At 69.3% G+C, this 22,816-nt stretch carries 22 protein-coding genes, 4 tRNA genes and 3 pseudogenes; 15 read left to right on the forward strand and 14 right to left on the reverse strand.

Annotated elements, in window-relative coordinates:
• Nucleotides 1-52: 52 nt before the first annotated feature.
• Both KUTG_RS11585 and KUTG_RS11590 read right to left on the reverse strand, forming a co-directional pair.
• Nucleotides 53-952 (reverse strand): universal stress protein, encoded by a 900-nt coding sequence (locus tag KUTG_RS11585; protein ID WP_043729010.1) that lies wholly within the window; start codon nucleotides 950-952, stop codon nucleotides 53-55.
• A gap of 152 nt (nucleotides 953-1,104) precedes the next feature.
• A pseudogene (locus tag KUTG_RS11590) lies at nucleotides 1,105-1,829 on the reverse strand (VIT family protein).
• A 572-nt stretch (nucleotides 1,830-2,401) separates the two neighbouring features.
• Between KUTG_RS11590 and KUTG_RS58315 the strand changes: the two are divergent.
• From KUTG_RS58315 to KUTG_RS11600, 3 genes are read left to right on the forward strand one after another with little or no spacing between them, the layout of a single operon-like run.
• Entirely contained in the window at nucleotides 2,402-2,572 is a 171-nt protein-coding gene (locus KUTG_RS58315) for a hypothetical protein (protein WP_157494467.1), read from the forward strand.
• A 41-nt stretch (nucleotides 2,573-2,613) separates the two neighbouring features.
• On the forward strand, nucleotides 2,614-2,799 hold the full coding sequence (locus tag KUTG_RS11595; RefSeq protein ID WP_157494468.1) for a hypothetical protein: 186 nt from the start codon (nucleotides 2,614-2,616) through the stop codon (nucleotides 2,797-2,799).
• 13 nt (nucleotides 2,800-2,812) lie between these two features.
• Entirely contained in the window at nucleotides 2,813-3,076 is a 264-nt protein-coding gene (locus tag KUTG_RS11600; RefSeq protein WP_043716768.1) for a metal-sensitive transcriptional regulator, read from the forward strand.
• Here the strand turns inward: KUTG_RS11600 and KUTG_RS11605 are convergent.
• The gene (locus tag KUTG_RS11605; protein ID WP_232240757.1) at nucleotides 3,073-4,767 is read right to left on the reverse strand and encodes an aminotransferase class V-fold PLP-dependent enzyme; all 1,695 of its coding nucleotides are present in this window, start codon (nucleotides 4,765-4,767) and stop codon (nucleotides 3,073-3,075) included. The two genes, KUTG_RS11600 and KUTG_RS11605, sit on opposite strands and share 4 nt — an antisense overlap.
• Nucleotides 4,768-4,987: 220 nt before the next feature.
• On the opposite strand from KUTG_RS11605, the gene KUTG_RS11610 reads away from it, so the two are divergent.
• From KUTG_RS11610 to KUTG_RS11625, 4 genes are all read left to right on the forward strand, one after another.
• Nucleotides 4,988-6,331: an MBL fold metallo-hydrolase gene (locus KUTG_RS11610; RefSeq protein ID WP_043729015.1), complete on the forward strand. Its 1,344-nt coding sequence runs from the start codon at nucleotides 4,988-4,990 to the stop codon at nucleotides 6,329-6,331.
• Between the two features lie 163 nt (nucleotides 6,332-6,494).
• Nucleotides 6,495-6,725 carry a carboxymuconolactone decarboxylase family protein gene (locus tag KUTG_RS66105; protein ID WP_369794447.1) on the forward strand — a complete coding sequence of 77 codons (231 nt, stop codon included), beginning with the start codon at nucleotides 6,495-6,497 and terminating at the stop codon, nucleotides 6,723-6,725.
• Between the two features lie 197 nt (nucleotides 6,726-6,922).
• Complete coding sequence (locus tag KUTG_RS11620) at nucleotides 6,923-7,807, forward strand: N-acetylglucosamine-6-phosphate deacetylase (protein ID WP_052394350.1); 885 nt, start codon at nucleotides 6,923-6,925, stop codon at nucleotides 7,805-7,807.
• A 271-nt stretch (nucleotides 7,808-8,078) separates the two neighbouring features.
• Nucleotides 8,079-8,678 (forward strand): cation diffusion facilitator family transporter, encoded by a 600-nt coding sequence (locus KUTG_RS11625; protein ID WP_043716769.1) that lies wholly within the window; start codon nucleotides 8,079-8,081, stop codon nucleotides 8,676-8,678.
• 119 nt (nucleotides 8,679-8,797) lie between these two features.
• Here KUTG_RS11625 and KUTG_RS58320 read toward each other — a convergent pair.
• The 5 genes and pseudogenes from KUTG_RS58320 to KUTG_RS11655 all read right to left on the reverse strand — a co-directional run bounded on the left by KUTG_RS58320 (nucleotide 8,798) and on the right by KUTG_RS11655 (nucleotide 11,250).
• Nucleotides 8,798-9,968 (reverse strand): annotated as a pseudogene (locus KUTG_RS58320) (IS3 family transposase).
• A 413-nt stretch (nucleotides 9,969-10,381) separates the two neighbouring features.
• Nucleotides 10,382-10,456, reverse strand: a tRNA-Val gene (locus tag KUTG_RS11640).
• Between the two features lies 1 nt (nucleotide 10,457).
• A tRNA-Cys gene (locus tag KUTG_RS11645) sits at nucleotides 10,458-10,529 on the reverse strand.
• Nucleotides 10,530-10,588: 59 nt separating this feature from the next.
• Nucleotides 10,589-10,661: transfer RNA gene (locus KUTG_RS11650), tRNA-Gly, on the reverse strand.
• A gap of 163 nt (nucleotides 10,662-10,824) precedes the next feature.
• Complete coding sequence (locus KUTG_RS11655; RefSeq protein WP_043716771.1) at nucleotides 10,825-11,250, reverse strand: SsgA family sporulation/cell division regulator; 426 nt, start codon at nucleotides 11,248-11,250, stop codon at nucleotides 10,825-10,827.
• 243 nt (nucleotides 11,251-11,493) lie between these two features.
• On the opposite strand from KUTG_RS11655, the gene KUTG_RS11660 reads away from it, so the two are divergent.
• The 5 genes from KUTG_RS11660 to KUTG_RS11680 all read left to right on the forward strand — a co-directional run bounded on the left by KUTG_RS11660 (nucleotide 11,494) and on the right by KUTG_RS11680 (nucleotide 13,797).
• Entirely contained in the window at nucleotides 11,494-12,126 is a 633-nt protein-coding gene (locus tag KUTG_RS11660) for a sigma-70 family RNA polymerase sigma factor (RefSeq protein WP_043729018.1), read from the forward strand.
• The gene (locus KUTG_RS11665; RefSeq protein ID WP_043716772.1) at nucleotides 12,123-12,914 is read left to right on the forward strand and encodes an anti-sigma factor; all 792 of its coding nucleotides are present in this window, start codon (nucleotides 12,123-12,125) and stop codon (nucleotides 12,912-12,914) included. The genes KUTG_RS11660 and KUTG_RS11665 overlap by 4 nt, the downstream gene beginning before the upstream one ends.
• A gap of 29 nt (nucleotides 12,915-12,943) precedes the next feature.
• Nucleotides 12,944-13,090 carry a PGPGW domain-containing protein gene (locus KUTG_RS61065; RefSeq protein WP_369794636.1) on the forward strand — a complete coding sequence of 49 codons (147 nt, stop codon included), beginning with the start codon at nucleotides 12,944-12,946 and terminating at the stop codon, nucleotides 13,088-13,090.
• A 361-nt stretch (nucleotides 13,091-13,451) separates the two neighbouring features.
• Nucleotides 13,452-13,676, forward strand: a complete 225-nt coding sequence (locus KUTG_RS11675) for a hypothetical protein (protein ID WP_157494469.1) — start codon at nucleotides 13,452-13,454, stop codon at nucleotides 13,674-13,676.
• Between the two features lie 49 nt (nucleotides 13,677-13,725).
• Nucleotides 13,726-13,797, forward strand: a tRNA-Val gene (locus KUTG_RS11680).
• A 117-nt stretch (nucleotides 13,798-13,914) separates the two neighbouring features.
• Here the strand turns inward: KUTG_RS11680 and KUTG_RS11685 are convergent.
• From KUTG_RS11685 to KUTG_RS11705, 6 genes are all read right to left on the reverse strand, one after another.
• On the reverse strand, nucleotides 13,915-15,060 hold the full coding sequence (locus tag KUTG_RS11685; RefSeq protein WP_052394353.1) for a tyrosine-type recombinase/integrase: 1,146 nt from the start codon (nucleotides 15,058-15,060) through the stop codon (nucleotides 13,915-13,917).
• Between the two features lie 100 nt (nucleotides 15,061-15,160).
• The gene (locus KUTG_RS66110) at nucleotides 15,161-15,808 is read right to left on the reverse strand and encodes a helix-turn-helix domain-containing protein (protein WP_369794448.1); all 648 of its coding nucleotides are present in this window, start codon (nucleotides 15,806-15,808) and stop codon (nucleotides 15,161-15,163) included.
• On the reverse strand, nucleotides 15,808-16,554 hold the full coding sequence (locus KUTG_RS11690; RefSeq protein WP_043716773.1) for a recombinase family protein: 747 nt from the start codon (nucleotides 16,552-16,554) through the stop codon (nucleotides 15,808-15,810). The genes KUTG_RS66110 and KUTG_RS11690 overlap by 1 nt, the downstream gene beginning before the upstream one ends.
• A complete protein-coding gene (locus KUTG_RS66115) occupies nucleotides 16,551-17,129 on the reverse strand; it encodes a DNA cytosine methyltransferase (RefSeq protein WP_369794449.1) in 579 nt (192 codons plus the stop codon). Before KUTG_RS66115 ends, KUTG_RS11690 begins: the two co-directional genes overlap by 4 nt.
• A complete protein-coding gene (locus KUTG_RS11700; protein WP_052394354.1) occupies nucleotides 17,095-18,288 on the reverse strand; it encodes a TRM11 family SAM-dependent methyltransferase in 1,194 nt (397 codons plus the stop codon). Before KUTG_RS11700 ends, KUTG_RS66115 begins: the two co-directional genes overlap by 35 nt.
• Nucleotides 18,285-19,337 (reverse strand): hypothetical protein, encoded by a 1,053-nt coding sequence (locus KUTG_RS11705; RefSeq protein WP_232240759.1) that lies wholly within the window; start codon nucleotides 19,335-19,337, stop codon nucleotides 18,285-18,287. Before KUTG_RS11705 ends, KUTG_RS11700 begins: the two co-directional genes overlap by 4 nt.
• Before the next feature lie 563 nt (nucleotides 19,338-19,900).
• Here KUTG_RS11705 and KUTG_RS11710 point away from each other — a divergent pair.
• The 3 genes and pseudogenes from KUTG_RS11710 to KUTG_RS61070 all read left to right on the forward strand — a co-directional run.
• On the forward strand, nucleotides 19,901-20,941 hold the full coding sequence (locus tag KUTG_RS11710; RefSeq protein ID WP_043716775.1) for a hypothetical protein: 1,041 nt from the start codon (nucleotides 19,901-19,903) through the stop codon (nucleotides 20,939-20,941).
• Nucleotides 20,942-21,108: 167 nt separating this feature from the next.
• Nucleotides 21,109-21,462, forward strand: coding sequence for a pilin (locus KUTG_RS11715; RefSeq protein ID WP_369794450.1), 354 nt, complete (start codon nucleotides 21,109-21,111; stop codon nucleotides 21,460-21,462).
• A 144-nt stretch (nucleotides 21,463-21,606) separates the two neighbouring features.
• Nucleotides 21,607-22,816, forward strand: a pseudogene (locus tag KUTG_RS61070) (hypothetical protein); the annotation flags it as partial.

Below are 22,816 nucleotides of genomic sequence, written 5' to 3' on the forward strand. Positions count from 1 at the left end.
TCCATACGATCGATCACGCCCATACCGCGCCGAAGGCGAGCCCTGCGCGGTTTCAATCCGGTGTGCGTGCGACCACCACCGGACAAGCCGAGTGATTCAGCAGTGCGTGGCTGGTCGAACCCAGCAACAGGCCGGCGAAGCCGCCACGGCCCCGGAAGCCGACCACGACCAGTTGAGCCTTGCGGGACTGCCGGATAAGACTGTGCGCGGGACGGCCTTGGATGGTCAGCTCCTGGAGCTCGACATGCGGGTACTTCTGCCGCCACCCGGCCAGTTGCGCCGAGAGGTGCTTCCGGTGGGCCTGCTCGATCGCGTCCCAGTCCGCCACGAACGGAATCACTTCCCAGTACGAGGAGTCCAGGCTTTCGGTCCAGGCTTGGACCGCGACCAGAGGCACGCCGCGCAACGAAGCAGCCTCGAAGGCGTAGTCGACGGCGGCATCGCTGTTGCGGCCGTCGACGCCGACGACCACCGGTCCTGTCGTGGGCGGCGGCGCGTTCAGGTTCGCGGCCTGGATGATGGCGACCGGGCCTCGGCCGTGCGAGGTGAGGGCGATCGCGATGGAGCCCACGAGCAGTCCGGTGAACCCACCCAGCCCTCGGGATCCGAGCACCGTCAACTGGGCGCCGGCCGACCGTTCGATCAGTGTCGACGCGATGTCCGCCCGCACCAGATCCGTACTCACCTGGATATCCGGCTGCGCTGTTCGAGCTGCGGCCGCGGCCTCGTCCAACCAGGCGCGGCCCTGGATCATCATCGCCTCACCGTAGGAACGGGGCAGCGGCACCTCGTGCGGCACCCCGAATTCCAAGGGCAGGCACACATGCACGATCGTGAGCGCCGCCTGCCGTCGCGCCGCTTCCCGCGCCGCCCAGACGACCGCGTGCCGCGCCGACTCGGATCCGTCGATGCCGACGACGATCGGGCGGGCCCTGTCCTGACTGCCGTCCATCATCATTCCCCTTGCTCGGCCAGGCTCCACCGTCCATACAACTGCCGTCGGGATCCCCGGTGTAGAGGACGAAGCCTTGTCCGGCAGGGACCTTCGACGGCGGCTGGTCCACCATCGCAACCCGGCGAGAACGCGATCACGAACCTCGGGACTCAGGCCACGACGGCCCCCACCAGTTCGCCGATACCGAACGTGATCGCCATGCCCAGCGCACCGCCTGCCACCAGGCGCGCGATGGCCGGGCCCTTCCTCGCGCCACCGAGATACGCGCTCACCGCACCGGTCAGCGCGAGCGCGAGCAGCACCACGACGAAGGTGACGACGACCCTGGCTCCCGCCGGAGAAAGCAAGATGGCCAGCAGCGGCAACAGCGATCCCAGGGTGAACGCGGCCGCCGACGCCCCCGCCGCGTGCCACGGGTTGGCCAACTCGGCCGGGTTGATGCCCAGCTCCGCGTCGGCGTGCGCGGCGAAGGCGTCGCTCGCGGTCAGCTCCGGGCCACCTGCCGAGCCGTCGCGGCGGACAGCCCTTTCGCCACATAGATTCCAGCCAGCTCGTCGAACTCCTCCTCGGGGAACTGCTCGAGTTCGGCGCGTTCCTTGGCCAGCAACGACCGTTCGGTATCCCGCTGGCTACTGACCGACACGTATTCACCCAGCGCCATCGACACCGCGCCGGCAACCGCGCCCGCGACCCCGGCGGTGGCGATCGCGCTGATCGAGGCGGACGCGCCGGCAACGCCGACGACCAGCGCGGCCGTCGACACGATCCCGTCGTTGGCGCCCAACACCCCTGCACGCAGCCAGTTCAGCCGGCCCGTCTGACCGGCCCGGTGCGCCTCGCCGACGTGCGGCCGACCTTGTTCACCATCAACCATCGGGCGTCCTCCACAGCTCCTACCCATGACTGTGGCAGTGCGGGCCAAAGCCGGCGCAGGGCCGGAAGGCTCCGCAGCGACGCCGTTCGGCCCTGCCAATGGCGTCGACATCACCTCGCCCGTGAACTCGCTGAGTGGACCCAGCACAGGGACCAAGCCTGGACCACGAGATCCAATCGGATATTTCATCTGTCGCGGCATGCCCATCGCCACGCCATGGTGACGAACAGCAGCGACAGAGCCCTGTAGGCCACAGCGACTGGTCGGGCAACAGACCCGGGCTGCGCCACCTGCAGCCGAGTAGCGGCACCGTGAACGCCACGGCTGCTTGCCCAGCTGTCTGACCTCGGACCGGCTCGCGCCATTGGCACCAGTCGAAGAAGCCCCACGGCTGGAAAATGCCCCTCTCCTGGGCACGACCGTCCACAGTGACAGTCCGCAGCCGGCTTTTTTGCCGTGCTCAAGAGTGGTCGGACAGGAGCCACTCGGCCGCCCCGACAGGAGCATGCGGCCCGTTCGGAGTAATCCTGTGTCGGAGTTTCGTGTCGGTCGTCGTTGATGGGAGTCACTAGGTGTCGGCGCTTCCCGCCGGCTTCACCGGCAGGAAGGAGAACGACATGGCCGGGCACATGTTCGACGACAGGGTGCGCTGGGGTTTGGTACGGCCGGCCGGGCTGGTGGGCCTGGTCGAGACGCTGGTGCGGGGAACCATCCCCACTCACGCGGAGGCGCGGCACGAGTAAACGCGCCCGTCAACACCGACAGCGAAGACCGATTGCAGGCCATGCTCTGCGAGATCTGGCAGGAGGTCTCCGCCTACGCTTACCGGCGCACGCCCCGTGACCACGGGCAGGCGCAGGAGTTCGTGCAGGAGGCCGCGGTCGACCTCATGCGCCGGTGGCGTGAGCGCGGCGAGGTCCCGCGGGCGATCGACACGATCGTCCGCGCCACCAGGTACCCTAGGGGGTAAGCAAGGAGGCAGCGTGGAACTGAACGAGGACGTCCTGTCGGACGTGGTCAAGCGGCTGCGACGGGCCCAGGGACAGGTCGGCGGGCTGGTCCAGATGATCGAGGACGGCCGAGACTGCAAGGACGTCATCATCCAACTGGCGGCAGTGTCTCGGGCCCTGGACCGGGCCGGCTTCAAGCTGATCGCGAGTGGACTGGAGCAGTGCGTGTCCGACGACTCCGAGCAGGCCAAGGCCGACATGGCGCAGTTGGAGAAGCTGTTCCTGACCCTGGCCTAGCCGGCCAGGCAGGTCGGCGGCAGCGGAAACCAGCGCAGGGCTTCGAAGTCCTCGGGCAGTCCGGTCGGACCGTCGTCGACGGTGTCGGCACGGGCGGCCAGCAGGGCACGCGCGTCGCACAGATGCTCGCCGAGTGCCGATTCACCCAATGGCGGTGAGGTCTGCCCGTTGTGCGTGTCCGAGGCCACGCTACGCAGATCCGGCAGGCGTAGCGGCAACTGGGCCGCCGCACGGTGCCGCCACAGGCCGGTATGCGGATCGAACAGATAGTCCGTGAGCAGCCGATACCCGTACTCAGCAACGAGTTCGACCGCGTCGACCAGATAGTCCCGAACGGCGTCGGTGATGAAGTAGTTGAAGTTCAACCGAACCCAGCCCGGCTTGACGCCGTCGCAGCCGCGTTCGATCTCGCGCTCGAAGGCGTGTGAGTGCTGCCGGTCGATGCCCAGCAGCCGGTGCCCGTAGGGGCCGGCACAGGAGCAGCCGCCGCGGGCCTGGATGCCGAACAGGTCGTTGAGCAGGGCCACGACGAAGTTGTGGTGCAGGAACCGGGGGCCGAACCTGATTCGGAAGGACACGATCGACAACCGGTCCGCGCGGCTGCTACCCAGGATCTGGACGGCCGGATGGGCGTTCCACCGGTCCAGCGCGTACCGCCACAGCCGGTCCTCCCGCGCCCGGATCACGTCGGTGCCCACTGCGTCCTTCACTGCGAACACCAGTCCGGCCCGGATGGATTCGACGATCGCCGGCGTGCCGCCTTCCTCGCGGGCCACCGGATCGTCCAGGTAGCGGTGGCCGACCGGGTCGACGAAGGCGACCGTGCCGCCGCCCGGCGCGGTCGGCACCGCGTTGGTGACCAGGTTCCGGTGGACCACCAGCACGCCGGGTGTCTGCGGTCCGCCGACGAACTTGTGCGGTGACAGGAAGATCGCGTCCTTGTGGTCGGCGCGGCCGGGGGCGCTCTCCCGCATCCGGATCGGCACGTACGGCCCGGCGGCCGCGTAGTCCCAGAAGGACAGCGCGCCGTGCTCGTGGAGCAGGGCGGCGATCCGGTCGGTATCGGTCAGCACCCCAGTCACGTTGGACGCGGCGGAGAAGCTGCCGATGCGCAGTGGCCGGTCGTCGTAGCGGTCCAGTTCGCGGCGCAGTTGGTCGATGTCGATGTGGCTGTCGGCGTCCTCGTCGATGACGACCACGTCGGCGATCGACTCACGCCAGGGCAGCTCGTTGGAGTGGTGCTCGTACGGGCCGACGAACACGACCGGCCTTTCCTGCGGCGGGATGTGCTCGCGCAACCGGTGGCGTGCGTCGAGCCCGGCGGGGATACGGATTTCCAGGATTCCCACCAGTTTGTTCACCGCGGCCGTGGCCCCCGAGCCGCAGAAGATCACCAGGTGGCCGTCGGCGCCGCCGACACAGTCCCGGACCAGCCGGCGGGCCTGCTCACGCAGCCGCGTGGTCCACAGCCCGGTGCCAGAGCTCTCGGTGTGCGTGTTGGCATAGCGCGGCAACACCTGCGTCCGGATGAACTCCTCCACGAAGTCCAACGAACGGCCCGAGGCGGTGTAGTCGGCATAGGTGATGCGCCGCGGACCGTAGGGGCCGTCCAGCACCTCGCCCTCTCCGATCAGACCACGCCGGATGCGGTCCAGCATGTCGAGTTCGCTGTCCTGCACCAAGGTGGCCACCCTGCTGCTCCCTTCGCCGGGTGCAGTCCAGGATGCACTGGGGCCGACCGTCGGGATGCGGCCGATCGTCCCGGTGGGCACGGACTTCCGGCACTGGTCGCTGTCGACACTGTCACACATCCTGGATATACCCCCACCGGTATGCGGCGGGCGCGCTACACTGGCCTCATCCAGGTACCCCAGGGGGTATATGAAGCCTGGCATCGTCAAGGAGCGCAGCATGATCGACGTCATCGCCATCGACACACCCACGCTCGGCGACCGCAGCTATCTGGTCACCGACGGCCAGGACGCGTTCGTGGTGGACCCGCAGCGCGACATCGACCGCGTGCTGGACCTGGCCCGGCGGCGCGGCGTGCGGATCACCGACGTGTTCGAGACCCACATCCACAACGACTACGTCACCGGCGGTCTCGCCCTGGCCCGCGCCACCGGCGCGGCCTACCACGTCAACACCGCCGATCCGGTCGCCTTCGACCGCGTGCCCATCGCTGACGGCGACGAGGTCGAGGTCGGCGCCACCATGCGCGTGCGCGCCCTGGCCACCCCCGGACACACCCACACGCACCTGTCGTACCTGCTGACCGCCCCGGACCACGACCCGGCGGTGTTCACCGGCGGCTCGCTGCTGTTCGGCTCCACCGGCCGCCCAGACCTGCTCGGCCCCGCCCACACCGGCCAACTCGTGCACGCCCAGTACGCCTCCGCCCACCGGCTGGCGGCGCTGCCCGACGAGACCAGGGTCTACCCCACCCACGGCTTCGGCAGCTTCTGCTCGGCCACCCAGGCCGAAGGCGAGCACTCCACCATCGGCCGGGAAAAGCTGGCCAACCCGGTGCTGACCGACGACGAGGACGACTACGTCGCCACGCTGCTGGCCGGCCTGGACGCCCACCCGGCCTACTACGCGCACATGGCCCCGGCCAACCTCGCCGGTCCCGGCGCCCCCGACCTCGCTCCCCCAGCCCACGCCGAGGCCGACGAACTGCGCCGCCGCATCGACGCCGGCGAGTGGGTCGTCGACCTGCGCTCCCGCACCACGTTCGCCGCCGGACACGTGGCCGGCAGCCTCAACTTCGGCCTGGACGGCTCCTTCGCCACCTACTTGGGCTGGCTGATCCCCTGGGGCACCCCGCTGACCTTGCTGGGCGAGAACCCCGAGCAGGTCGCCGAGGCCCAGCGCGAACTGGTCCGCATCGGCATCGACCACATCGAAGCCGCTGGCATCGGCGTCACCGGCACCGCGTCGTTCCCCCGCGCCACCCTGGCCGACCTGGCCGACGTCCGCCACCACCGGCCGGTCGTGACGCTCGACGTGCGGCGTCACCTGGAGTGGGAGCAGGCTCACCTCGTCGGCGCGGTCCACATCCCGCTGCACGAGCTGCTGACCCGCCTCGACGAGATCGCGGCCGGTGAGGTGTGGGTGCACTGCCGCTCGGGCTACCGGGCTTCCATCGCGGCGTCGGTGCTGGCCGCCGCCGGCCGTCAGGTCGTGGCCGTGGACGACGACTTCGACCAGGCCGCCCACACCGACCTGGCCTTGGTCGGCACCGCGAATCGCTGAGCCATGTGGTTACTGGCGATACCCGCCGGCCTGCTGGTCGGGCTGAGCCTGGGCACGCCGCGGTCCGCGAGGAGCTCCGCGGTCCGACTCGCGAACTGCGCCACGCCATCCCCGCCGTTACGCCGGCTACAAGGAACTGTACGACGCCGCGCTGGCGCCGGGTGTGCTCGACGCCAAGACCAAGGAACTGATCGCGCTGGCCATCGCCGTCAGCAAGGAGTGCGACGGGCGCATCGCCGCGCACGCGCACGGCGCGGTCGCGCACGGCGCCACCCCGGAGGAGGCGGCCGAGGCGATCGGGGTGACGTTCCTAATGAACGGCGGCCCCGCCACGGTCTACGACGCACGGGCATACGCCGCAGTGGTGGAGTTCTACGCCGACCGTAAGGCATGAGATGCGGTTGGGCGTGACAGGAGCGCTCGTCGACGGGGTGTACCGCGCAGGCGATGTCGAGATCGACCAGGACACCGGTCGGGTGGCCGCCATCGGCGTCGCCGGCAACGGACACGGGCTGGCCGTGCCCGGCCTGATCGACTTGCAGGTCAACGGATTCGCCGGCGTGGACTTCCTGACCGCCGACGTCGAGCACTATGCCCGTGCCGGCCTGGCGTTGGCCCGCACGGGTGTCTTGGCCTACCAGCCCACCCGAGCAGACCATCGCCGCGCTCGCCACCGCCGGCAAGGCACAGGCCGACTCGGCCGGTGCCCGTATTCTCGGCGTCCACTTGGAGGGGCCGTTCCTGTCCCCCGATCGACCCGGCACCCACCCGACTCACCTGCTGCGTGCGCCCGACATCGCCCTGACCCAGCGGTTGCTCGACGCCGGACCAGTCACGCAGATCACGCTCGCCCCGGAACTGCCGGGTGCGCTGGACGTGGTGGATTTGTGTGTTCGCAACGGCATTCTCGTCGCGTGCGGCCATACCAACGCCACGGCCGGCCAAGCGCATGCGGCCTTCGACCGCGGCGCACGGCTGGTCACGCACCTGTTCGACGCGATGCGGCCCTTCACCCACCGCGACCCCGGCGTCATCGGCGCCGCGTTGACCCGGGGCGAGGTGACGATCGGGCTGATCGCCGACCCCAGCCACCTCGCCCCCGAAACGGTTCACCTGGCCTTCCAGGCGGCGCCCGAGCGAATCGCCCTGGTCACCGACGCGCTGGCGGCCGCCGGATGCCCGGACGGCCACTACCGTCTGGGCGAGGTTGAGTTCGACGTCGCGGACGGTGTCGCGCGCCGGGCGGACGGCACTCTTGTCGGCAGCACCGGAACCCTGCTCGACGCCGTGCGTCACGCCTGTGCGGCCGGGGTCCCGGTCGAAGCGGCGCTCAACGCCGCCACTCGTGTCCCGGCCCGGCTCCACCCGGAGGCGGGTATCGGTCTGCTTCGCCCCGGCGATCCCGCCGATGTCGTCGTGCTCGACGACGACCTGGGCCTCCGCGCAGTCCTTCGCCGCGGTGGGCCCGTGCCGTGAGTGCTCAGCCTCGACGGAACAGCCGGCGCAGGCCTCGTGCCGGCTTGGCCTCCGCGCTGCAACTGCACCGCTGGGCCGCGGGCACGCCCGCGAGCACCTGGTCGACGTGCCTGCCGCACCCGGCGTAAGTGGCTTTGCCGCAAGTCCGGCAGGCGACGCGCTGACACATGGTGACGTCCTCTCAATAGCTGTTCGTCATGCCAGCCCAATATACCCCCAGGGGTACCTGGTCGACGATTGGCCGCCGGTCCTGCTGAGTGAGACTGTCGTCATGCACAGCATCGAAGACCCCGAGACGGAGCGGCTGCGGCGACGCGGGTTCACTCTGGAGTACGCCACCCTGAGCTGGAATGTGGTCGGCATCGTGGTGCTCGCGATCAGTGCGATTGCCGCCCGTTCGGTCGCGCTGGCCGGTTTCGGCCTGGACTCCCTGATCGAGATCGGCGCCTCGGTCGTGGTGGTCTGGGAGTTGTCGGGCGGCGACGGCGCGCGACAGCGGCGGGCCCTGCGGTTGATCGGCGGCGCGTTCGCACTGCTCGCGCTCTACCTCGCCGCCCAGTCGACGCTGGTCCTGGTCACCGGATACCACCCGCGGTCCAGCCCCAGCGGCATCGTCTGGACCGCGGCGACGGCGGCGGTGATGTTCGCGCTGGCCGCCGGCAAGGCACGCACGGGCGCCGCCCTGGGCAACGCGGTGCTGTCCACCGAAGGCCGGGTCACCCTCGTCGACGGCCTGCTGGCCGTGGCCGTCCTGGCCGGCCTCGTCCTCAACGCGACCCTGGGCTGGTGGTGGGTCGACCCGCTGGCCGGGTACGTCCTGCTGGCCTACGCGGCTCATGAGGTACTCACCATATTCCGCGGCAACCACTGACCGTGACACGGTCTTCACGCATCGCCCGATTCGCCTCGCCAACCTTGCGATTACCTGACATCAAGCCGCTCGCCGTGGCGTATTCAAGGGTCTGCTGCACGAGTAGGTGACAGTTGTAGTCACGCAGCCGGGCTGGCTGACGTGGTCATGATTGCTTCGTATTCGATGGGGGTCAACCGGCCGAGGCCGGCTTGGCGTCTGCGGCGGTGGTAGGTGCGTTCAATCCAGGTGACGATCGCGGTCCGGAGTTCGTTTCGGGTGGACCAGGTGCGCCGGTTGAGGACGTTGTTCTGCAGCAACGCGAAGAAGCTCTCCATGGCGGCGTTGTCGCCCGCGGCGCCGACACGGCCCATCGAGCCGGTCAGGCCGTGACGAACCAGCGTGCGAACGAACTTCCGGGATCGAAACTGGCCTGCGATCCGCGGTCGGTGTGCACCACACAGCCGGCGACCTCATCACGACGTGCGACGGCGTTGGTGAGCGCGGCGACGGCGAGGCGGGAGGTCATCCGGGAGTCGATGGAGTAGCCCACGATCCGGTTGGAGCAGACGTCCTTGACCGCGCACAGATACAGCTTTCCTTCCGTGCTCCGGTGTTCGGTGATGTCGGCCAGCCACAGCTGGTTCGGCGCCGCGGCGGTGAAGTCGCGCCGGACCAGGTCGTCGTGGACCGGCGGACCGGTCTTCCTGCCGTTGCGGCCGCGTTTCTTGCCGAACGCGCTCCACCATCCCATGGACGAGCAGATCCGCCACGCGGTCCGGTCCGCCATCGACAGGCCGGCGCCGCGGGCTTCGTCGGCCAGGAACCGGTAGCCGAACTCCGGATCATCACGATGCGCGTCGAACAACGCGTTCGCCCGATGAGCGTGCTCGAGCTCTGTCTCGGTGACCGGCCGGGCCCGCCACCGGTAGTACGGCTGTCGAGCGATGTTCAAGACCCGGCACGTCACCGCGACCGGGACACCGTCCGCGGCCAGCTCGCTCACGAGCGGGTAAAGCCTTTTCCCGGCAGGTTCACCTGGGACAGATACGCGGTCGCGCGACGCAGGACCTCGTTCTCCTGCTCCAGCAGCTTGATCCGCTTGCGCGCTTCGCGCAGCTCAGCCGACTCCGCCCGGCTCACGCCGGGCTGAACGCCTTCGTCGGCGTCGGCCTGGCGCAGCCACTTGAACAGTGTCATCGGGTGGACCCCGAAGTCCTTCGCGATCTGCTCGACGGTCACACCGGGCTCACGGTCCCGAGCGACTCGCACGACATCGTCGCGGAACTCCTGGGGATAGGGCTTCGGCACAGCGACATCCTCCCAGGCCAGCCTCGCGGCTAGCCAACTCAGATGTCACCTACTCGTGCAGCAGACCCGCCCGCAACACCTGCGCCAACTGCGTGTCTCGCTCTATGACGGGCCACGCTTGGACGAGCGCGTCTGCGGCGACCCGCACCAGCACCCCACCACTTGTGACGCTGTCGAGGGTGGCGCGTTGCACCAACGCGTGCACCCGCACCGCCCGCGACGGCGAGCTCGAATCCAGCGAGCAGTACGGCACATGGACCTGGGACGACCACCACGCGAGCGCCGAGCTGATCGCATGACCACTACCGAAACGCCGGTGTGGTCAGGACGGCCTGCTCCCCAAATGCTCCCCACAACGACAAACGGCTGATCAACGAAGATCGTTGATCAGCCGTTTCACCAGCGTATATAACTGGTGGGCGATACTGGGATTGAACCAGTGACCCCTACCGTGTCAAGGTAGTGCTCTCCCACTGAGCTAATCGCCCGAGGCGGAGACGGGAATCGAACCCGTGTACAGGGCTTTGCAGGCCCTTGCCTAAGCCACTCGGCCACTCCGCCGTTTTCCTGGATGGTACAGCCCAGGAACTTCGACCCGAATGACGAGGGGCCGTTACCCGAGCGGACGACGAGACTCGAACTCGCGACCCTCACCTTGGCAAGGTGATGCGCTACCAACTGCGCTACGTCCGCATGCGACTTCGGGAGTGGATCTCCGTAAGTGAACCCTCTGGTTCATCTTGCGGTTGGGATCCGTTCTCCGTGGTGCTGGTGAAACCTTATCCGATGGCCCCACTCTGGATCAAATCGGGGGTCGAACGATGGCATACCCACAGGTCAGATGGGGTATGACGGGTCAGCTCATGTCGTTGGAGATCAGGTGCGTGAGCGCCTGGTCGACGTTGACCCAGAGGTGCTCGTTGCCAGGCACGACCACGTCGTAGGTTCTGTCCAGGAAATCGGCGAGCTCCTCGGAGGCGGCCTCGAAGGTGGCGTGCCCGGAGGGCGAGTTGAGCTCGATCACGACGACCTCGGGATCATCGGTGGCGGGCTTGATGCGGACATCGCCGTCGCCGGCCTCGGCGATCAGACCGTCCGCGAGCAGGTCACGGGCGTACACCCACTCCACCCAGCCGGCGCGCCCGGTCCGGAAGGCGGCCACCACGGCGTAGGGGTCACGGGTGTCGTAGCGGAGCTCCACCTGCACCGGCACCGCGGGTGTGCGCGGGGCGAGGAGGTCGAACACCGCCGTAGAGCGGAGCGTCACGTGGTCGTTGCGCATCGTCGTTACCCTTCTGCTCCCTTCCCGGCCAGCAAACGACCGAGCTCCTCAGTTGTGACGCCGAAGTGAGGAACACCGCTCGCGGAGACGACCTACTTCACCCGTCCGGGCCAGACATGTGTCGCTGGGCGACCGGTCGAACACTCTCCGTGAACCCTTCCGTTCGGCGACCCCCATCTTGCTGGGTTTAACCTGAACCCGGTACCGCATGTTGCGCGAATGTTGGACGTGAGGATTTCCGTGGTGGCTGACGCGCCCGTCCCACCGGCCAGGTCCACCGCGACCGACGCCGACCTGGTTCGCCGCGTCGCGGGTGGGGACCAGGCGGCCTTCGCCGAGCTGTATGACCGGTACTGCCGGCAGGCCTACTCCCTGGCCCGACGGGTGTGCGTGGACCCGGAATTCGCCGAGGACGTCGTGCAGGAGGCCTTCCTGGCCGTCTGGCGCACCCCAGGGCGGTACGAGCCGGAGCGCGGCGGCTTCGCCTCCTGGCTGCTCACTCTGGTGCACCACCGCGCCGTCGACGCCGTGCGGCGGGAGGCCGTGCAGCGCAGGCGCAATGTCTCCGGCACCGACGACGAGGTCGCCGAACGGCTCGTGCCGCCGGGCCCCGGCGCCGACCACCAGGCCCTGATCGGCGTCGTCGGCGGGCAGGTCCGGGAGGCCCTCGGGCGACTGCCCGACGAGCAGCGCGAGGTCATCGCGCTCGCCTACTTCGGCGGCTACACCCAGTGCGAGGTGTCCGCGCTGACCGGACTGCCGCTCGGCACCGTCAAGTCGCGCACCTTCGCCGGATTCAGACGGTTGCGGGGGCTGCTGTCGTCGCTGCTCAGCGACGGCGACGGGACCGGCATGCGAACGGGGGTGCAGCGGTGAACGCCGCCGGGCAGGACGGGCGCTGCCCGAACGAGGAACTGGCCGTCGGCTGGGCGCTGCGCGCGCTGGAGCCCGACGACGAGCACGCGCTGCGGGCTCACCTGCCCGGCTGCCCCCTCTGTCGGGAGACCGTGCGGTCCACCGAGCAGGTCACCGCGCTGCTGGGCGGCTCCGTGCCCCAGGAGGACCCTCCCGCGCGGCTGCGGCAGAAAGTCCTCGGCGCCGCCGCCGGCACGCCCCAGGAGGCCTACGAGCCGCTGCCGTTCCGCCTCGGCTCCTCACTCGCCGAGGCCCCCGACCGGCCCGCCGAGATCACCCAGCGCCCCGGGTCCCGCCGAACCGTCCAGCTGGCCGCCGCCGCGGTCATCCTCGTGCTCGCCGTCGCCGTCGGCGCGCTCGGCTGGCAGGTGAGCCGCCTCGGCGGGCAGCAGCAGGCCCAGACGCAGCTGCTGACCGTGCTCAGCGATCCCGCCATGCACCGGACCGTGCTGCGGGAGACCGACGGGCACGAGGCCGCCGTGCTGCTGTCCAGCCCCACCTCCGCCGCCGTCATGCCGCTCGGGCTGCACACCAACAACGCCTCCGACCAGACCTACGTCGTGTGGGGCATGTCCACCGGCACGCCCATCGCGCTGAGCTCCTTCGACGTCAACGGCGCCGCCGCACAACTGCTGGCCTGGAACACCGCCGCCGCCCAGCACCAGAAGTTCGCCATCTCCCTCGAACCCGGCCGGGCCCTGCCCGCCAAACCCACCGACGTCATCGCCAGTGGCGAGGTGACCAGCTGAGCCCGCTCCGCACCATCCGCCGCGTCGGCATCGCCATCGCCGGCTTCGCCGTGCTCGCCCTCGGCATCGTGCTCATCCCCTACCCCGGCCCGGGCTGGCTCGTCTTCTTCGCCGGCCTCGCCATCCTCGCCACCGAATTCACCTGGTCCACATTGGAGGCGACGTTTCACAAATAGATACTCGTCACCGTTCAATTAGAATAATTAGTTGCTTTGATTGGTCTTCGGCCTCATGATGGGGATCTGTAGGGACTTAACTGGGTTCCTAACTGCGTACGATAGTGCGGGTCAGTTCCCACCCATGTGGAATTACGGTACCTGCCGAGTCGAGTCCCATAATTTAACGTCTAAGCGAGATTTTGGATAATAAGTTGTACTCATGGCAGTACGTCAGCAGGTGGCCGAAGCTACTGAAGGTGACGCGAGGGACATGCCGCTTCTCACCATTTGTAAAGATAGTCGGATTGATGCGTCAACTTACTCCTTCGATGCCACAAACTGGCCACCCCAGGTTATGCCGCTAGACTACATTGAAGGCATGGCCCCATTGGACGGCTCCCCAAAATACGCCCGCGCCCGCTACGACCAGTGGACCGCCTGGCTGCGCCGCCAGCCCCTCCCCCTGCGCCTGCTCATCCTCGCCGCCACCGGACTCGTCATCCTCGCCACGCTCTGGCTACTCGGCGTGTTCTCCCTGGTAGCCGACTGGTTCGGCCTCCACAACCCCCTGCTGGACCCCCCGTTTTCGCGTCTGCCGGGGTGATGTTGTAAGGTACTGACATCACCGCGAGAGCGGAGATCACAACTCCAGAGGGCGATTAGCTCAGGGGGAGAGCGCTTCGTTCACACCGAAGAGGTCACTGGTTCGATCCCAGTATCGCCCACACTGTGTTTTGCCTGGTCAGACGGCCTGTCGATGATCTTCATCGGCAGGCCGTTTCTGATTTTGGGGAGCAAATGGGGAGCACGGCCTGCTGACCACAAGCCCCAATCCGAAGAGGTCATGCCGCTTCTGGCTCCACAGCGGGACTTTCGGCCCAGGTCCACCCGCCATCCTGCTCCCACCGCTGCTGGAGGGCCTCAAGCGTCTCCTCGATCATCTGCTCGGTGATGTGCGAGTAGATGTCGTCGACGTCCTTGCGCTTGTGCCCAAGCCGCACCAGCCGCATGATGCGCGGCACGTGATCCTCGATCAACCACGTCTCGTGCGTGTGACGCAGATCGTGGAAGTGCATCTCCTCGTTCAGCGGTGACCACCCCTTCTGCTCATCCCCCGCCAGCGCGGGCAGCCACACCCGGCGACGGAAGTTCGACCGCCGGTGCAGCCCGCCGTTGACCCCGGTGAACACGAACTGGGAGTCGGGATTGCGGTCCCGGTGCGCCCGCAGCTCCTCGACCAGGAACGGCGGCAGGTACACCGTCCGGGCACTGGCCGGGGTCTTCGGCGGGCCGAGTTCCAGCCTGCCCCGGACCTCGTGCAGCGCGCCGAACTTCGGGTCGACGTCGATATGCGGCGTGTCGTCGTCGAGGTAGGTGCGGATCCACTGCAACCCGGCGATCTCGCCCCACCGCAGCCCGGTGTAGGCGTCGGTGATCGTCATCAGCCCGTTGTCCGGGGCCATCCGCCCGGCCAGCGCGTCGACCTCGTCGGTGGCCGCGTGGGGCCGCTCCGGGCGGTCGTCGAAATTGATCCGTAGCTTCCGGCACGGGTTCGAGCCGATCAGTCCCTCGTCGACGGCTTCCCCGAGAATCATCGAGAACAGCACGAGGATGTCCTGGGCGCTCTTGTCTGCCATGTTCGGCCGGAGTGTCTTGTTCACCCACCCCTTCACCGCGATCCGCTGAAAGTCTCCCAGCGCGGTGCCGGACCAGCGGGGCAGGATGTGGTTGCGGATGTGGGAGTCGTAGGTCGCCCAGGTGATGTCGGCGACGCGGTGCGCCTCCGACCACTGGCGAATCCACTCGTCGATCGTGGTCTGCGCCAGCCGGGGGTCGACAAAGCGGCGTCGCCGCTGGTCAGACTCCACGTCAGCCGCGCGGTTGTCCGCCTCGTCCTGGTCGACGAACCCGTTCTCGGTGAAGATTGTTTCGTCGTCAAGTCGATAGCGGACACGGAAACTGCCTCGGTGTTTCTCTACCCAAGCCATGGTCGGCTCACTTTCAAGAAAAGAGTGGATATGGCCGTGCCGGAAATACGGCACGGCCATATGGACGCTCTGTGGACGGAAAAACGCAACCCAACTGTGTTCACGCGCCAGAAGAACGGGTGCGTTTCCCCGAATCGGGTCGACGGACCTCAACTCGGGCTCGGGCAGGCGGACGGCCCCTGCGCCGGGGCGCCGCACTGACGCCGGACGGTGGGCGCGGGCTGGTTGTCGCGGGGCGGGCGGCGTCGGTGAGGATCTGGTCGAGGTTGGCGCGGGAGAAGCGCAGGTGCTTGCCCAGGAACGTGCACGGCACCAAGCGGCGGGCCGCCCGACGGCGTAGCCACGACTCCGGCACCTGCAACAGGTCCGCCGCCTGGGCCGGGGTGAACAACGTCGGGACGGGATCACCCGCTGGTTCGCCCGTAGACGGCCCCACGCCGTCCGGCGCACCGGTCCCGCCCGGCTGCCCCTGCTCGCCCGGCAGCAGCGACGCACAAGATCCCGGTGCCGTCCTGGTTGTCACCGATGCTGGCCTGCCACCAGGCTCGGCGGGCCAGTCAGCCCCCGATTCGACCGGAGCACGAGAGGACCGTCGAGTCATCGGTCGGTGGCCGTCTCGGACGGGATCGCCCTCGCGTCGCCCCTCGCGATCCACCTCACGTCGCGGCGCGGTGGTGGCCTCGCTGGTGAACCCGTCCGGGCCGAAGTCGTCGAAGTCATGGTCGGTGGAGAAGCGGTGGTGGGTCATCAGGCCGCCCTCCGATCCGGCAACTCGGCCGAGGGCATGGTGCCGTTGTCGGTCGGCGGGGTGTCCGCACGCCACTGGTGGTGATTGGCCGCTGTGAACTCGGCGACGGTGATCAGCGGCGGATGCACCCACGTGTCCGACCAGACCCACTGCGCTCGGGGAACCCGCCGACCATGGTGGCGACGGCCCCAGACCTGGCGGCCGGTGTACTTCGGGTTGCGCAGGACGGCCCGCACCGCCGCTTGTGTCCACACACCTTCCAGGCCGGTCTCCGGGTCGCGGGGAGCGGGGCAGCTCGCGTCGATGAGGCGCCGCCGGATCGCGGCGGTGTTGAGTCCCGCCTCGGCGCGCCACCGGAAGATCAGTTTCACGGCGATGGCCTCGCCTGGCTCGATCATCAGCCGTGTGCGCCACCTGAGGCGCCGGCCCGACGGGCTGACCCGGACTCGCCGGGGCCGGTAGCCATAGGGAACCCTGCCGGTGTTGAACCCGGCACGCACCAGTTCCTCGGACCCGCGACGTGCCTGCGCGAGGGTTGCGTCGTGGTACTCGCGCAGGACGCGCTGGCGGACCGCCCAAGGCACGGCCGAGCTGTCGGTCGTCGGGCCGCTCGCATCGTTGGCCGACCGTCGCTTCGACGAGCAGAACAGACGGGCGCCGTGCGCGGCGACGCGCTGGGCGAGCGAGCGGCGGCCGGCGGTCGCGGCCCAGCGTGCAACGTCGTCCTGGTTGGTGTTCGTGGTCATGGCTGACTCCTTGTTGGGTGAGGCCGCGAGGCGGCAGCGGCCAGCGGCGAGTCGCTCATAGGCGAACGCTCGCGTCGGGCACGGGTGGCAGGTCGGACAGGCGCGCTCGCCCGCTGCGGGCGTGGCCCGCGACCGATGCCCGCGCGCCGCCCGGCGGCGGAGATGCCCTGGCAGGGGAACCCGGCGGTGAGCACCTCGACCGGCTCCACGCGCGCCCAGTCAATGGCGCGCACGTCGCCGAGGTTCGGGACGCCGGGCATCCGCGCGGCGAGGATCACCGCGATGTGCGGATCGGGGCCGGCGCACCACACGGTCCGACCGCCGCCGAGTGCGGCGAGCACCCCGAGGTCCAGTCCGCCGTAGCCGGTGCAGACCGACCAACGACCGGACCCGGAGCCGCCGGGGCCGCCGGGGCCGACGGGGCCGCCAATGCAAGCGGCGTGGCCGCCCGCACCGCCCCCGCCGCCGCCATGGAGACGGCGACGGGGGCGGGGGCGTGGTGGTGCCCCGGCCGATGCGGAGTGGGGCGCGGTCGGGTGCTCATGCCGCCCAGCTCTCCGACACGCCCGAGCCACCCCTCGGGTTCCCGGCGTGTCGACTCGGTACGGTGAAGCTGCTTCGGGATTCCTGAAGTTCCGTCGAGATTCCTGAACCCGCGCTCCTGCGCAACGAGGTCCTGAACACCAGCACGTCCTCGTGCGCGATCAGGTGCAGCGGCAGTCCGGCCTCGCGCTGTTTGCGGATGAAGTCGCGCTGGAAGAAGCTGCCGCGGGCGACCAGGTCCTGCTCAGCCGCGCGTGCCAGCAAAGCCACGCACCGTTCGACCGGGATCAGCCCGGCCTGCCGGCCGCACGCGAGGATTTGCGAGGGCAGGTCGATCAGCTCGGCGTGCTCGCGCCACGGCCGGATGGTGATGGCGATGTGCCCACCGGGACGCAGGTAGCCGGCCAGTCCGGCGAGGATGCGGGTGAACCCGGCCAGCAATCGGTGATGACCGATGTTGGCGAGGTTCCCCCGGTCCAAAGTGTTGCCGTAGAGGTGGTGGTACTTCTGCACCCCCGCGCCCGGCGCCACCGACACCTGGCCGTGCGTCGACGGCCCGTAGGGCGGGCTCGTGACCACGAGCGCGGCCTGCCCGACGTACTCCGGCGGCAACAGCGAGGCGAGTTGCCGGGCATCGCCGTGGAACACCGTGCCGTCGTGCTCAACCCCGGCCTCCCGCGCGAGGTCGAGGTTGGCGCGGGCGACGTCGACCCAGTGCGGCTCGTACTCGATGCCGACCGCCCGGCGCCCGGCGTGCACGGCCTCCACCAGGGTGGTGCCGATCCCGCACATCGGGTCCAGCACGAGATCGCCGGGCTTGGTGTAGTGGTCGATCGCGTGCGCGGCCACGGCCGGGAGCATCTTCGCCGGGTGCGCCGTGGACTCGGGCGTGTAGCGGTTCTTGCGCTGGGCGGACGGGGAGGTCTGCGCGGTCGTCCACACCGAGACCGGCACGTTCTCGTCGTCTCCGTGAGCGCTCCCGGCCTGCGGGTCGAGGTCGTCGACGATCGCGCGCGCGATGCGCTGGGTGGCCTCGTCGACCGGGTTGTCGCCAGAGGTCTCGGCACCAGCGCGTGCGGTGGCGGAGATGCCGGTGGTCGGGGTGTGCGGTGTGCGGTTGTCAGCCACGGGAGTGCCTTCCTGGCGGTGGTGTCCGGGGTGGGCGGGGTTCGGGACCGGGGCGCTTGTCATCGGATGACTCCGGTCTCGAACGCCGCGTCGGCCGGAGCCGGCCGAGGCGGTTCGTGGTCCTGCGGGTTGGCGAAGACGAGTACGTCGGAATGGATCCGCCGGTGCGGCGCGGGCAGGCCGCGCACCTCAGCGCGGTGCCGCGTGCGGGCGTCCTCGTCGGCCGCGCTGCCGTCGAGGACGCCCGTGAACTCGCCGTCGCGCACCGGGGCGTGCAGAGCGACGACGTGCTGGAGGTAGAGCAGGTCGGCGTTCTGCGCCGAGGCCACCACCGGACCGCTCGGGTCCACCAACTCGTCCCGCGTCCAGTCACAGTGGGTGAGCACGACGAGGATCCCGCCGACCCGCAGCAGGCGGGCCGCGAGCAACGCCACGAGGTCGCTGGCGCGGTCACCGGAGTGCTCGGGTCGCAGGCTGGTGATGATCAGGTCCGCCTGGGTGGCCTCGACCGGGACGGCACCGAGAACACCGGCATCATCGCTGGGTGGACTCGGCTGGCGGACGGTCACCGGCGGATGGCTGGGGCCGCCGACGAGGTCCGCCCAGAACGGCGGCGACGCCGGACCGGTCATCGTGGGGTCCACCGTGACACCGACGACGCTGCCGGCCCGATCCAGCTCTTCCACGACGGCGAGCGCGTCAGCCAACGCCGCGTCTGGCTCGGCGCCGGGAGCGTGGTCGATCACCCCGTCCGCGCCGACCGCAGCAAGATGCGGGCGGGTGCCGGTGGTCGGCCACGGCAACAGCACGACGTGTCCGCCAGGGCTGCTGAACGAGGTCACGATCTTGCGCAGGATCGGCGTCGGCCAGACCGCGTCGAGGTCGATAGGGACCGGGCCGGCCGTCCACACCGTCGCCGGAGTCGGAGTGGACTTCGAGCCCCGCGAGCGCGCCGTCGCACCGGCCGAGCCGGGCTTGGCGGGGCTGACCCTGGTGGTGGTCGAGGCGGTCGGATAGGGGCGGCGATCCCCGCCCCGGCGGGTGGCCGGCGGGCGGGTGGAATCGCTGCGGCGGCGCGGACCGCGCGGCGCTGAGTGGGCGGGCTGGGTCACGGGTGTCCTCCAGAGCCAGGTGATGCGCCCCGTCGATGCGAGACGCTGATGACACCCCTGAACTCCTAAATAAAGGCCCCTGGGGGACAGTCGGACCCCAACTTTTCTTGTCGACTTTTCCGGTCTCGCACGGCCATGCCCACGTGACGGTAAAAGGCTCACACGCTCACGCGCGCGGGAACCATTTCCCGTCCGCGCGACAGGGACCGGCACGAGTCCGGTGAGATTTTTTTGGACAATCGGCGCGAGCCTCGCGCGGACTGCCTGCTACGCGCCGTGTTTGCGCGAATACAGCTCTAACCAAACTAGTACCAAACTAGTACCGCACCCCTGTAGCGGCAGCTCAACGGGTATTACCGACGATCATAATGTGATCGCCAACCAACCTTCAGATCGTCCTCACAGGCGGCAAGCGATGATCTCGATTGACCGGGGAGATGATCACCGAAGATCATCGGTACTAGTTTGGTTAGAGTCCGGTACTAGTTTGGTCAGAGTTTGGTACTACCCCCTGTGGCGTCCTGACGGAGTCGCTTTCCTCCGACTCGCACAGGGAGCCATTCATGGCCGCGAACTACGCTTTCCCGAGCCCCGCATTCGGGCGCGATTCCATGCCTCTTGACGCCGCCCGCGCGGCATATGAGTGGCTCATCACCGGACCCCATCCGGTGTCGGTCGACGGCCGGTTGTTCCCCGGCCTGCCCGCCCGCCGGGTGCCCTTGGACGAGCTGCGCACGCTGCTGCTGGACGGCAACTGCACCCAGGCTCTGCGCCACGCCGTGTGGGCGCATCTGGTCCTTCTGTCCCGCACCAACGGCGACACCTGGACCGTCGGCTGCGTCGGTCTCGCACTGCCCGCGCTGAAGAAGATCACCAAGAAGCTCACCACGAACTTCGTCGGCGACCCCAGCGACATCCACGCCGCCGTTCTGACCGGCTTCGTGGCCGAACTCGCGCACATCGATCTGCGCAAGCCGCGGATCGTGCTGCGGCTGCGCTGGGCGGCCTACCGCGCCGGCCACGTCGCGGTGCGCGAGGCCCTGGACGCTCCCGTCCCGTCCGGCAGCGGCTTCCGCTCGGCCACACCGCAGATGCCCTGGGGACACCCCGACTTCGTCCTGGCCCGCGCTGTCGCCGAGGGCGCGATCACCGCCGACGAGGCGGAGCTGATCGGCGCCACCCGGCTAGAGGGACTGCCGCTGGCCACCGCCGGTGAAGACCGCGACCTGAACTACGAGGCGGTCAAGAAGATCCGCCTGCGCGCCGAGTACCGCCTGCTGGCCTACCTGCTTGACGAGGCCCCGACCGACGTCGACACCGATCCCGCCGAGCGAGATCTGACCGACCAGGTCGCCACCGCACTGACCATCACCAGCGCCTCGCACGCCGTCAGCGCCGCCCGCGCATCGTCACCTTCCGTTACCGAACTGAGCACTCATGCGGCCAAGAAAGTTCGACGTCGTCTGTCCCCGGAGGGCCTGAAAACCGGAGTTCAGGGGTGCGGGAGGAAACCAGCCACCCCCGCGACCACCACTCCGCCCGACCAGCCCCGGCAACTCGCCGGGCCGTCGGACCCGACTCCGGAGGTGCCCCGATGCGCCTGACCCGTTCACCCCGACAGTCCCGTTCCCACCGTCACCCGACCACGCCTCGGCCCAGCTGTGGCCCCGGCGCCCAACACACCTCCTCGCCCCGAGAGGGTCGCGTCACCCGCGACTGCGTCTCCCGCTCGACCGACGACCACACCGCCACACCTCCGACCTCTCACCGTGTGGCGGCCGGTCGCCGCACTGTTCGGCGGCGGCTCGCGGTGATCACCGAGCTGGCCGTTCTCGTGTTGCTGCTGTCCGCCTCGGCCGCGCACGCGGAGACCACGCACATCGTCGCGCTGGCAGGGTCGGTGGATCAGGTATTGGACAACATCCGCAACTGGATCGTCGGCATCCTCGCCAGCCTGGCGACCGCCTTCCTCACCATCGGCGGCGCCCGCTACCTCATGGGCGGGGGCGACCCCGGGGAGATCGAGAAAGCCAAGACCAGCTTCAAGGCCGCCGGCATCGGATACTGCCTGGCCATCCTCGCGCCGGTGGTCCTCTCGGTGCTCAAGAACTTCGTCGGGGCCTGAGCGATGCCCGCGACCAGGCACCCCCGCCACCGGACATCGGCCACCCCGACCGTCCGCCAACTCCACCCCGACCGGGACCAGCTCGCGCCTCCCTCCGCGAGCACCACCCGGCGCGCCGCAGGCCGCCCGCGGCGTCGGCCGCGCATGACGCGAGGCCGGGCGCTGGCGCTGCTGGCGGTGAGCCTGGTCGTCCTGCTCGGCGGCACGCTCACGGCAGCGGCCACCGCGAGCACTACGGCCGCCGCGGCACCGGCCTCGACGCCCCCGCTGCCCGTGCCGGGACCGCCGGTGGACACCTGCCCGCCCGGGTCGGCGCTGCCGGTGTGCGCCCTGCCCACCGTCACCGTCACGCCGACGATCACGCTGCCGCTGCCCAGCGGACTGCCGACCACCACGACGACATCGTGCGTCGGGCTGCAATGTCTGCCGGCGTCCTCGACTGAACCGACGCTGCCCTCACCGGGCGGGGACAGCCAACAATCCCAGTGCAGCGTCTGGGACCCGAGCACGTGGGGCCTGTGCGTCAACACCATGCTGACCGGCTTCTTCCGCCCGGTGGTCGCCGACGCGCTCAACCCGCTGTTGGATCTGCTCGCCCACACGCTGCTAGCCACACCGACACCGGACTCGATCCCCGGCCTGACCGATCTGTGGAACTCCTCCTGGCAGATCATGCTCGCCTGCTACAGCCTGATCGTGCTGATCGCCGGCGTGCTGGTGATGGCCTACGAGACGCTGCAGACCCGGTACACGATCAAAGAGATCGCCCCGCGGCTGGCCGTCGGAATGATCGCCGGCGCGCTGAGCATGGTCGTGGGGACCCAGGCCATCGCGCTGGCCAACGCGCTCACGTCGGCGGTGATGGGGGGCGGGGTCGACGCGGACCGCGCCGCCGCCGCGCTGAAGAACAGCTACCTCGCGTCGCTGGCCAGCGACGGCTTCTTCGACCTCGTGCTGGACGTCGCGCTCATCGGCGGCGTCGTCGCCGTGCTGGTGACCTACGTGGTCCGCGTCGCGCTGACGATCGGGTTGCTCGCCGGGGCCCCGCTGATGTTGATGGGCCATGGGCTGCCGCAGACCGAGGGCATCGCCTACACGTGGTGGAAGCTGTTCGGCGGATGCCTGGCGATCCAGATCGGACAGTCGCTGGCGTTCATCGTCGCGGTGCGCTTGATGCTCTCGCCGGGCTCCACCCCGCTCTTGCCGAACACCGGACAGCTGACCAACCTGCTGGTCGGCCTGGCGGTCATGTTCATCTTGTTCAAGATCCCGTTCTGGATCCTGGGCGCCGCCCGCGGCGGCGGCGGCCGGTCGCTGGTCGGCTCGTTGATGCGCGGGTTCCTCGCGTACAAGA

This window comes from Kutzneria sp. 744 (assembly GCF_000568255.1).
Classification (GTDB): domain Bacteria; phylum Actinomycetota; class Actinomycetes; order Mycobacteriales; family Pseudonocardiaceae; genus Kutzneria.